Below are 1,793 nucleotides of genomic sequence, written 5' to 3'. Positions count from 1 at the left end.
TTTTTGATCGGATAACTCCGAAATAGGCGATCGGATTAGACCGAAATCAGTGATCGGATTGAACCGAAATGGGTGATCGGAATGGGCCGGAACATGCAAACGAGGCGGCACATTAAAATGTGAGGTGGCAGGTGACCGCGTGCTTATTTCTGGCCAAGCGGTGTCTTACCTTGAAGGTTATATTAATATTTGATGGTTGATTGCCTTACACGAACTAGTCGATAAAAGATAACTCTTCTCTCGAGTGTTACCGTCCGCCTCAAACAAAAAAGCGGAAGATATCTAACCTTCCGCTTTCACTCACTCAACAGCGCATTGCTGCATCTAGTTTTAACTAGGCAAACGCCAAATTAGCGCCCTACTGCAATGCCTTCTCTGCGAGGATCTGCGCCGCCAATTAATTTACCTGATTTAAACTGAATGCCATGAAGACCGCTGTTTAAATCCACTACTTTAACGTTATGGCCGAGTGCCTTTAACGGCTCTTCAAGCTCAGCTATTGGTGTGCCCTTCTCTAACGCCGTATAGTCGTTTCGATTAGTAATTTTAGGAAGATTGATGGCTTGCTGAATATCCAAGCCAAAGTCTAAAACTCCAATTAGGGTTTGAGCGACGTAGCTTACAATTCTAGAGCCGCCCGGCGAGCCTACAACAACCTCTAAGTTCCCTTCTTTGTCGAACACCATTGTTGGGCTCATAGCACTTCTAGGGCGCTTACCAGGCTCTACGCGATTTGGAACTGGAAAACGGTTTTTGGTTGGTGAAAATGAAAAGTCGGTAAGCTGATTATTAAGCAGGAAGCCTTCTACCATAATCCCAGAACCAAACATAAATTCAATGCTGGTAGTCATTGATACTGCATTGCCCTCTTTGTCTACTATAGAAACGTGTGAGGTATTGGGCAGCTCCATTGACGTACCAAGTGCTACATTCGCATCAGCGTATGGATTACCCGCGCGCTTGCGACGCCACTCTTTATCAACAGCAATACTCTCGGCTCGGCGCTGAAGATAAGCGGTATTAATCATGGCCGCAAACGGCAAGTTAGTAAAATCGCTATCCGCTATGAACTTCTCGCGGTCGGCATACGAAAGCGCACTTGCTTGCGTATACAGGTTGGCAAACTCTACTGAATCCGGTGCGTATTGACTAAGGTTAAAACCTTCTAACATTTTTAGAATTTGATAAACGTTTACGCCACCTGAGCTAGGTGGTGCCATACCGCAAATGCGTTTTTCGTGGTACAAGCCACATACGGGTTCACGTTTTACTGGTTCATAGCTTGCTAAATCTTCCAACGACATTTGGCCAGGGTTAATCTCCGCATTATTAACCGCTTCCACTATTTTTTCGGCAACTTCTCCTTTTAGTAAATAGTCGCTGCCCTTTTCAGCAATTCCTCTTAAGGTCTTAGCTAGCTTTTTATTTTTCCTTACTGTGCCTTCTTTTAATGGCAGGCCTGCTGGGAAGAAGTAAGTAGAGCTTGCAGGAAAGGTTTTCAATCCAGGGTGATAGTCTAATGCAATAAGTTTGGCTAAACGCGGCGATACTTTAAAGCCGTCTTCTGCTGTTTTGATTGTATCGTCGAACAGCGTATTCCAAGGCAGCTTACCGAACTCGCCCTGAGCCATTTCTAGCGCTTTTACTGCACCAGGCACGCCAACTGACTTACCGCCTACTACGGCATCTAACCAGCGCATTGGCTTATTACCTTCAATAAACCAATGAGAATTGACAGCTTTCGGTGCGGTTTCACGGCCGTCAAAGGTGTGAAGTACTTTGTTCTTATTATC

1 protein-coding gene is annotated in these 1,793 nt (G+C 45.2%); it reads right to left on the bottom strand.

The window, feature by feature from the left end; genetic code table 11:
* Positions 1 to 350: 350 nt before the first annotated feature.
* A partial coding sequence (locus BIZ39_RS21570; protein WP_187448078.1) for a gamma-glutamyltransferase family protein occupies positions 351 to 1,793 on the bottom strand: 1,443 nt, incomplete at its 5' end.

The organism is Alteromonas sp. BZK5, from assembly GCF_014349115.1.
GTDB lineage: Bacteria > Pseudomonadota > Gammaproteobacteria > Enterobacterales > Alteromonadaceae > Alteromonas > Alteromonas macleodii.
This window is presented reverse-complemented; position numbering and strand designations above follow the sequence as displayed.